The organism is Polaromonas sp. P3_C2, assembly GCF_056402675.1.
In genome coordinates this window covers 1-1,731 of sequence record NZ_JBFUGX010000783.1, presented here as the reverse complement: position 1 = coordinate 1,731, position 1,731 = coordinate 1, and the positions used below count along the sequence as shown (strand labels likewise).

The following is a 1,731-nucleotide window of genomic DNA, read 5'->3' as shown; positions in this document are numbered from 1 at the left end:
GCGCTGGCCTGTGTACTGTTGCTGGTGAGTGGTCACGTGTCGCCTTCGATGCTGGGCGTGGGCTATGTGGTCATACAGGCGCTGACGGTGGCGGTGCTGGCCGAGCTTCAGTACTTCGGCCTGCGCCGCGCGGCGCCCCAGCCGGCCTGGTGAGAACGCACAAGACTCGGTAGAGGGGCAGGGTATGCGGCGCCGGACTCCCACGGAGCCGCAGTGCCTGCCAGAATGGGGGCTGCCGTCAATAAAAAGGAGTCCGCCATGGCCAAACCGCCTCCCCACGCTTTTTCCTCCACGCTCAAAAGCTTCAAGACCGCCTCCGGCAAAACCGGCAAGTTCTACTCCCTGCCGGAACTCGCCAAACAGTTTCCCAAAGTTTCCCGCCTGCCGGTGTCCATGCGCATCGTGCTTGAGTCGGTGCTGCGCAATTGCGAGGGCAAAAAGGTCACGGCCGAACACGTGGCGCAACTAGCCCACTGGCTGCCCCAGGCCGAGCGCACCGAAGAGATCCCGTTTGTTGTCTCGCGCGTGGTGCTGCAGGACTTCACCGGTGTGCCGCTGCTGGCCGACCTGGCCGCCATGCGCAGCGTGGCGCTGAAGCTGGGCAAGAACCCTAAAGCCATCGAGCCGCTGGTACCAGTCGACCTGGTGGTCGACCACTCCATCATGGTCGACTACTACGGCAAGAAAAATTCGTTGGACCTCAACATGAAGCTGGAGTTCCAGCGCAACCGTGAGCGCTACGAGTTCATGAAATGGGGCATGCAGGCCTTTGACACCTTTGGCGTAGTGCCGCCGGGCTTCGGCATCGTGCACCAGGTCAACCTTGAATACCTCTCGCGCGGCGTGCATAAAAGCAGGGACGGCGTGTACTATCCCGACTCGCTGGTGGGCACCGACAGCCACACCACCATGATCAACGGCATCGGCGTGGTTGCCTGGGGCTGCGGCGGCATCGAGGCCGAAGCCGCCATGCTGGGCCAGCCCGTCTACTTCCTCACGCCCGACGTCGTGGGCTTTGAGCTGACGGGCCGTCTGCGCGAAGGCGTCACCGCCACCGACCTCGTGCTGCGCGTGACCGAGCAGTTGCGCAAGGAAAAGGTCGTCGGCAAGTTTGTCGAATTTTTCGGCGAGGGCACGCGCACGCTGGCCTTGCCGGACCGCGCCACTATCGGCAACATGGCGCCCGAATACGGCGCCACCATGGGATTCTTCCCGGTCGACGAAAAAACGATCGACTACTTCAAGGGCACGGGCCGCACCAGGGAAGAGATCGAAGCCTTCGAGGCCTACTTCAAGGCGCAGGGCCTCTTCGGCGTGGCCAGGGCCGGCGAGATCGATTACTCGCACGTGGTCAAGCTGGACCTGGGCGATGTCACGCCCAGCCTGGCCGGCCCCAAGCGCCCGCAAGACCGAATCGAGCTCGGCAACGTCGCCAGCCAGTTCAAGTCGCTGTTCAGCAAGTCGATTGCCGAGAACGGTTTTAACCAGCCCGCCGGCATGCTCAACACCCGCCACCTGGTGCGCCGCACCGATGAAGGCCGGCTGGACACGCTGCCGTCCGCACCGCCCACACCGGCCGGTGCCGCACGCCCCGTGATGGAGATGGAAGGCAACCGCCCCACACTGGCGCACGCACGCGCCAGCAACACCACGGACGCGCCCGCCAAGGCGCAGACCGAGGTGGTGCATTCCGCCCCCGGCATCACGGTGGGCAACGGCGACGTGCTGATC

General features: G+C 64.5%; 1 protein-coding gene. It reads left to right on the top strand.

Annotation, left to right across the window (positions count from 1 at the left end; all coding sequences use genetic code 11):
- Positions 1-258: 258 nt before the first annotated feature.
- The coding region (locus AC1DWI_RS21900; RefSeq protein ID WP_477725759.1) for an aconitase family protein at positions 259-1,731 on the top strand (1,473 nt) is incomplete at its 3' end.